The sequence below is a fragment of the Parahaliea mediterranea genome, from assembly GCF_017255185.1.
Classification (GTDB): domain Bacteria; phylum Pseudomonadota; class Gammaproteobacteria; order Pseudomonadales; family Halieaceae; genus JAFKCZ01.
Window position 1 is genome coordinate 156,885 of the sequence record NZ_JAFKCZ010000011.1, and the last position, 7,037, is coordinate 163,921.

Consider the following 7,037-nt stretch of genomic DNA (forward strand, 5'->3'; position numbering starts at 1 on the left):
GGTTGGGTATGGATTGATCCTGGGCCGTGCGCTCAGCTGGCGCGCTTCATGCTCTCGTGCTCCTCGTCGCCGGCTTCGATCTGGTAGTCGTCGTCGAAGTAGTCCACGGTTTCGGGGATGTGGTCCTCCTTGGCGCACACTTCCGCGATGGCCTGCTCCACAATGTCGATACCCCGCTTGAGGTTCACGTCGCTGATCACCAGCGGGCACAGGAACTTGACCACCTGGTCGTCGGCGCCGCTGGTTTCGATGATCAGGCCCTTCTGGAAGGCCGCGCGGGTAATCTTGCCCGCGATCTCGCCATTGACGCAATTGATGCCCCGGAACATGCCGCGGCCGCAGCTGGAAAAATTGCCCTCGCCGTATTTCTCGACGATCTGCTCCAGGCGCTTGGCCACGTAGTCGCCCTTGGCGCGCACGCCCTGGGCGAAGTTGTCGTCCGACCAAAATTCATTGATGGCCGCGGTGGCGGTGACGAAGGCGAAATTGTTGCCGCGGAAAGTGCCGTTGTGCTCGCCCGGCTTCCACTGGTCCAGCTCGGGGCGAATCAGCACCACGGCGAAGGGCAGCCCGTACCCGCCGAGGGATTTCGACAGGGTCACGATATCCGGCTTGATGCCCGCCTCCTCGAAGCTGAAGAAGGTGCCGGTACGGCCGCAGCCGGCCTGGATGTCGTCGACGATCAGCAGCACGTTGTGCTTGCGGCACACGGTTTCCAGGTTGCGCAGCCAGTCGATGCTGGCCGCGTTGATGCCGCCCTCCCCCTGCACCGTTTCCACGATCACCGCGGCGGGGTGGTCGATGCCGCTGCTGGAATCGCAGAGCACCTTGTCCAGGTAGGCGGTGGTGTCGATATCCTCGCCGAGATAGCCGTCGTAGGGCATGCGGCTGCTGCCGGCCATGCTGACACCGGCCGCGCCCCGGTGGTGGGAGTTACCGGTGGTGGCCAGCGAGCCCAGGCTCACGCCGTGGAAACCGTTGGTAAAGGAAATCACATTCTCGCGGCCGGTGACGCTGCGCGCCAGCTTCAGCGCGGCTTCCACCGCGTTGGTGCCGGTGGGGCCGGTAAACTGCATCATGTATTCCATGCCGCGGGGCTTGAGGATCTTCTCGTTGAAGGTCTCGAGGAACTCCGCCTTGGCGCGGGTGTGCAGGTCCAGGCCGTGGGTGATGCCGTCGGCGTGGATATACTCCAGCAACTTCTCCTTGAACACGGCGTTGTTGTGGCCGTAGTTGAGGGTGCCGGCGCCGGCCAGGAAATCGATGTACTCGTTGCCGTCCTCGTCGTACAGGAACTCGCCCTTGGCGCGATGGAACACGCGCGGGAAGGTACGGGCATAGCTTTGAACTTCGGATTCGACTTCTTCAAAAATTTTCATTGCAGTTCCTCTGCTTGGATGACTGTAAATGCGTGTGCTGGCGGCGCCCGGTCAGCTCGCCGCCCTGACCTCCGCGCCGGCCGCGAACGGGCCAATGCGAACCAGCATTTCCGAGGCGTGCTCGCCACCGAAATGCGCCTGTTCGTCGAACATCACACTGCTGCCCAGCTCGGCGTCGCGCCGCTTCGCGAAGCGGCCGAACAGCGCCCAGGACGCGGCGTTGTCCTCGGTGATCGTGGTTTCCATAAAGCGCACGGAGCGGCACTGCTCGCGGTCGACGATGGCCGCCAGCATCTTGCCCGCCAGCCCCTGGCCCCGGGCCTGCTCGCCCACCGCCACCTGCCAGATGAAAAGGGTGTCCTCGCGCCCGGGCACGATGTAGCCGGACACGAAGCCCACCAGCTCGCCATCCATCAGCGCGGCCACCGAGGTCTCGGCGAAATGCGCGCACTGCAGCAGGTTGCAGTACATGGAATTCGTGTCCAGCGGCGGGCAGCGCCCGATCAGCTTGTGAACCGCATTGCCGTCCTCCTTGGTGGGAACCCGCAATGTGATGTCGGCACTCATGCTTTCACTCCAAAATTTTTCGGCTCAAATATTTAGGGTTCGATATTATATAGAGGTCGAAACGGTTTTTTAACCCCTGATTTCGAATTATATGTTCACTTTTTCGCCAGATTCAGCGAGAATGGCTGTGGTTTGGGCGTATTTTATATTTAGTACGCTATATATTTCACTGCTGTGACAAGGGCCATGCAAAGCAAAAGCGATAGACTTCAGCGGAAAGACTACAGCCGCGACCCCCTGGACGACGTAGGTCACAACGACCTCGCGGGGTATAATCTCGGTTTAATTTTCTCTGGACAGGAAACCCTCTTGGGCCGCATCGAAGAAGTACTGGTCGCGCTGCGGCGCGTAATTCGCGCCACCGACCTGCATTCCAAGCACCTCGCCAAGACCACTGGCCTGACCGCGCCGCAGATCCTGCTGCTGCAGACCATCCGCGACCGCGGCGAGGTGACCATCGGCGAACTGGCCACCGACGTCAGTCTCAGCCAGGCTACCGTGACCTCCATCCTCGACCGGCTCGAGAAACGCGAGCTGATCTACCGCGAGCGCTCCAAGACCGACAAGCGCAAGGTGCACGCCCACCTGACCGACAACGCCATGGAAGTGCTCAAGAGCGCCCCCATTCCCCTGCAGGCCCAGTTCACCCGCCAGTTCGGCGACCTGCAGGAGTGGGAGCAAACCATGATCATTTCCTCGCTGCAGCGCATCGCGCAGATGATGGACGCGCAGCACATCGACGCCTCCCCGGTGCTGGATATCGGCATGCTGGACCGGCAGAACGCCGGCCTGGAGCGCAACGAAGCGCTGCGCGAGGGGCGCGAGGACACCCGCCAGACCTAGTCGACCCTACGCAGCCGACGGTCGAACCGCCCCACAAAACACCCGCGGCCGGTTGAGCCCGGCCCCACATGTATCCCCCCCTGTAGGGTCGAATTCATTCGACCAAAAAGGTCGATGCCCCCCCTATCCGGCCCCCCCTATCCGGCCGCCCCCGCTCCACTTTTCATACAATCTATTTGAACAAGCGGCCTGCCGCGCAAAGGCGGCCGACTAAATTCGACCCTACAGCGGCGGGGCATCCAGCAGCGGCATGGCGATCATCCGCAGCGCCAGCAGGGTCACCAGCAGGCGAAACCAGAACAGGAAATTGGCCTGGGGCAGCAGGCCCCGCAGGCGCGTGCCCACCCAGGAGCCGGCGATGCTGGCCGCGACCATCCCCAGCAGCAGCTGCCACCACTGCCACAGGCTGAAGCCCAGCAGGCCGAAGGCCGCGGCGCGCAGCAGGTGGTTGAGGCTCATGTAGACGGCGGTATTGACCACCAGCCAGTCCCGCTGCGTGTTGTAGCGGGCCAGCACCGCCGCGCCCAGCGGGCCGGTGGCGCCGGCGACCATGCCCAGGCCGGTCTGGTAGAAACCCAGCAGGACCAGGGTCCATTGCCCGCGGCCGCGCGGCGCGGGCAATGGCAGCCAGGTGATCAGCAGGATCAGCGCCCCGATCAGCGCCGGCAGCCAATCCAGGTTCAGTTGCGCGTACACCGCCGCTCCCAGCCAGGTGCCGCCGATGCCTCCCAGGGCGATGGCCGGCACCAGGCGCCAGTCGATCGCGCGCCAGCCGAAGGCCGCCCGGGAAAAGTTGCTCGCCAACTGGGTGAGCGCGTGCAGGGGAATGATCGCGCCGGCCGGCACCAGCCCCGGCATCAGCGCGATCAGCAGCACGCCGCCGCCCATGCCGATGGCCCCGGCCAGGCAGGACGTCAGGAAACTGATCGGCAACAGCAGGAATTCGCTCACGAATCGCACTCTTGTCCCGCCTCGTCGGCCTCCACCACCCAGGTCTCCCGCGCCGCCTGCGACTGCCAGTGCCGGAAGTCGGGGTCGCGGCGCAGGGTATCGCCGTAGCCCGCCAGCAGGCCCGGCGGCAGCGCCACCCCGTATCCGCCAAAACGCACCACCACCGGGGCGAAAAAGGCGTCGGCGATACTGAATTCGCCCAGCAGCCAGGGGCCGGCGTCGGCGTGCGCCTCCCGCGCGCCCTGCCACAGGGCCAGCATGCGCCGGATATCCCCGCGCAGCCCCTCGGTCTGCGGCACGGCGCGATTGCGGGCGCGAAAATTCATCGGCATGGCCGCGCGCAGGTGGCCGAAACCGCTGTGCATCTCGGCGACCATGGCGCGCCCCAGGGCGCGACTGCCGGGGTCGGCGGGCCACAATCCGCCAGCCGCGAACTGCTCGTTAACGTATTCGCAGATGGCCAGGGAATCCCAGATACAGCGCCCGTCGTGCCACAGGGCCGGCACCGTGCGCGAGGGTGAGAGATCCCCGATGCGCGCCGCGAACTCCGGCGTATCCAGCGGCAGCAACTCTTCCTCGAAGGCCACGCCGCTCTTGCGCAGGCAGAGCCAGGCGCGCAGCGACCAGGAGGAGTAGTTGCGATTGGCGATGATGAGTCTGGGGCTGGACATGGTAAATCCTTTGGATTCGGGAGACCCGAATTTACCTGACCCGCCGGCGCGACTACAATACGCAGCTTCGAAGACCCTGGCACAGGCCCCCACCCATGACGAGTTACGATTACGATGTATTGGTAATCGGCAGCGGCCCCTCGGGCGAGAGCGCCGCCCTGAACGCCGCCAAGCACAACAAACGCGCCGCGGTGATCGAGGATCGCCCGATGGTGGGCGGCGGCTGCACCCACCGCGGCACCATTCCCTCCAAGGCCCTGCGCCACGCGGTCAAGCAACTGAAGCGCTTCAACACCGGGCGCCTGTTTCGCGAGATCGGCCACAGTCGCCAGATCCCCTACCCCACCGCCCTGTCGGTGGCCAGCGGGGTGATCGAGAAGCAGGTGGAGATGCGCGCCAAATTCTATGGCCGCAACGGTATCGACCTGCACACCGGCCGGGCCTGTTTCGTGGACGAACACACCCTGGCGGTGCGCCAAAGCGACGGCATCATCGAAAAAGTCACCGGGCGGGACATCGTCATCGCCACAGGCTCGCGCCCCTACCAGCCGGCGGACGTGGACTTCAGCCACCCCCGGGTCTACGACAGCGACACCATCCTCGACCTCAAGCACACCCCGCGCAAGATCCTGATCTACGGCGCCGGGGTGATCGGCTGCGAATACGCTTCCATCTTCAGCGGCCTGGGCGTCAAGGTGGAGCTGATCAACAGCTTCGACTACCTGCTGGCCTTCCTCGACGATGAAATCTCCGTGGCCCTCAACTACCACCTGCGCGACCTGGGCGTGATGGTGCGCCACCGCGAGGAATACGAGCGCGTGGAAGCCACCGAAAACGGCGTCATCCTGCACCTGAAGTCCGGCAAGCACCTGCGCGGCGACGCCCTGCTGTGGAGCAATGGCCGCACCGGCAACACCGACAGCCTGAACCTCGCGGCGGTGGGCCTGGAGGCGGACCAGCGCGGCCAGCTACAGGTCAACAAGCAATACCAGACCTCCACCCCCAACATCTACGCGGTGGGCGACGTGATCGGCTGGCCCAGCCTGGCCAGCGCCGCCTACGACCAGGGCCGCTCCGCGGCGGCGGTGTCCCGCGGCAAGGAAACCGTGCGCTACGTCGACGACGTACCCACCGGCATCTACACCATTCCCGAGATCAGCTCGGTGGGCAAGACCGAAAAAGAGCTCACCGACGCGCGCATCCCCTACGAAGTGGGCAGGGCCTTCTTCAAGGACACCGCGCGGGGGCAAATCTCCGGCGAGGACGTGGGCATGCTGAAGATCCTGTTCTGCCCCGACAGCCTCGCCATTCTCGGCATCCACTGCTTCGGCGCCGAGGCCACCGAGATCATCCACATCGGCCAGGCCATCATGAAGCAGGAAGGCGCGGGCAACACCCTGCGCTACTTCATCACCACCACTTTCAACTACCCCACCATGGCGGAGGCCTACCGCATCGCGGCGCTGAACGGGCTCAACCGCCTCAGCGGGTACTGACAGGGCGCGGGGCGGCAACGGGTGAAGGGCTCACTCGATGCCATTGTCCTCGCCGGTGAAGGGGGCGCGGCCCGCCCCATCGGCGAGGGCCCCAAGGCCCTGCTGCCGCTCGGCGGCAAACCGCTGCTGCAACACGTGCTGGAAGCCCTCGACGCCGTACCGCGGGTGCGGCGGATCGTGGTGGTCGGCGCCAGGGCTGAACTGGAGACATGCCTGGCCCCCCTCACCCTCGCCCACCCCGTGGACATCCTCGAGCAGGGCGCGACCGCCTACCGGAACTTCTGGTCAGCCTTTTGCCACCTGCAGCGCAACCAGGCCGAGGACCCCGACCGCCCGGTGCTGGTCCTGGCCGCCGATACCCCCTTGATCACCTCCGGGGAGCTGGAGGAGTTCCTGGACCGCTGCGACCTCGAACGCCTGGACTACTGCATCGGCATGACGGAGGAGCGCTACCTAACCCGCTACTACCCCAGCGATACCGCCCCCGGCATCCACATGCGCTACCTCCACCTGGCAGACGGCAGCCTGCGCCTCAACAACCTGCACCTGGTCAAACCCCTGCGGGTCGACAACCGCGGCTATATCCAGGACATCTACGAATTCCGCTACCAGCGCGACCTGGTGAACATACTGCGCGCCGCGCGGGACCTGCTGCGCCAGCCAGGCATCGGCTGGCGGGCGCTCTACCTCTACCTGCTACTGCAACTGGCGGAAGCCGGCCACGCCCTGGGCTGGCGCGGCGCGTGGAATTTCTTCCGCCGACGGGTGAGCCGCGCCGAGGTTTCGGCCATCGCCTCCAGCGTACTGAAAACCCGCGCCGGCATCGTGGAAACCACCATCGGCGGCACCGCCATCGACGTCGACAACGCCCGGGACTACGCCACCCTCCAACAGCGCTGGGAGGAGTTCCACCGCGCCCTGCCCTGCCGCGAATAAATGGACCAGAGCTGAAAGGCACTAACATCACCGTTGTAGGGCCGAATTTATTCGGCCATTGAAGCCGTGAGCACCTTTTTGGTCGATGAGATGGTCTCCTCCCCTCTCCAACGGCGTCGCGATGCGCCAAGATAGAGATGTACATCCTATCTGCACGGGATGAGGAGGAGACCATGAACAAGACTACGGTAATT

7 protein-coding genes are annotated in these 7,037 nt (G+C 65.0%); 3 read left to right on the forward strand and 4 right to left on the reverse strand.

The window, feature by feature from the left end; translation table 11 throughout:
- Window positions 1-32: 32 nt before the first annotated feature.
- The gene (gene ectB / locus JYP50_RS15695) at window positions 33-1,379 is read right to left on the reverse strand and encodes a diaminobutyrate--2-oxoglutarate transaminase (RefSeq protein ID WP_206561493.1); all 1,347 of its coding nucleotides are present in this window, start codon (window positions 1,377-1,379) and stop codon (window positions 33-35) included.
- Between the two features lie 51 nt (window positions 1,380-1,430).
- Entirely contained in the window at window positions 1,431-1,946 is a 516-nt protein-coding gene (gene ectA / locus JYP50_RS15700) for a diaminobutyrate acetyltransferase (RefSeq protein ID WP_206561494.1), read from the reverse strand.
- Window positions 1,947-2,255: 309 nt separating this feature from the next.
- On the opposite strand from ectA, the gene JYP50_RS15705 reads away from it, so the two are divergent.
- Entirely contained in the window at window positions 2,256-2,789 is a 534-nt protein-coding gene (locus tag JYP50_RS15705) for a MarR family winged helix-turn-helix transcriptional regulator (RefSeq protein WP_241263195.1), read from the forward strand.
- Window positions 2,790-3,011: 222 nt separating this feature from the next.
- On the opposite strand, the gene JYP50_RS15710 is transcribed toward JYP50_RS15705, so the two are convergent.
- A complete protein-coding gene (locus JYP50_RS15710) occupies window positions 3,012-3,740 on the reverse strand; it encodes a TSUP family transporter (protein ID WP_206561496.1) in 729 nt (242 codons plus the stop codon).
- The gene (locus JYP50_RS15715) at window positions 3,737-4,411 is read right to left on the reverse strand and encodes a glutathione S-transferase family protein (RefSeq protein ID WP_206561497.1); all 675 of its coding nucleotides are present in this window, start codon (window positions 4,409-4,411) and stop codon (window positions 3,737-3,739) included. Before JYP50_RS15715 ends, JYP50_RS15710 begins: the two co-directional genes overlap by 4 nt.
- Window positions 4,412-4,506: 95 nt before the next feature.
- On the opposite strand from JYP50_RS15715, the gene sthA reads away from it, so the two are divergent.
- Window positions 4,507-5,907, forward strand: coding sequence for a Si-specific NAD(P)(+) transhydrogenase (gene sthA, locus JYP50_RS15720; RefSeq protein ID WP_206561498.1), 1,401 nt, complete (start codon window positions 4,507-4,509; stop codon window positions 5,905-5,907).
- 21 nt (window positions 5,908-5,928) lie between these two features.
- Window positions 5,929-6,843: an NTP transferase domain-containing protein gene (locus tag JYP50_RS15725; protein ID WP_206561499.1), complete on the forward strand. Its 915-nt coding sequence runs from the start codon at window positions 5,929-5,931 to the stop codon at window positions 6,841-6,843.
- Window positions 6,844-7,037: the final 194 nt, after the last annotated feature.

Coding starts and splice junctions, on each gene's coding strand:
- ectB (WP_206561493.1), bottom strand. CDS start 1,379: ATGAAAATTTTTGAAGAAGTCGAATCCGAAGTTCAAAGCTATGCCCGT.
- ectA (WP_206561494.1), bottom strand. CDS start 1,946: ATGAGTGCCGACATCACATTGCGGGTTCCCACCAAGGAGGACGGCAAT.
- JYP50_RS15715 (WP_206561497.1), bottom strand. CDS start 4,411: ATGTCCAGCCCCAGACTCATCATCGCCAATCGCAACTACTCCTCCTGG.
- sthA (WP_206561498.1), top strand. CDS start 4,507: ATGACGAGTTACGATTACGATGTATTGGTAATCGGCAGCGGCCCCTCG.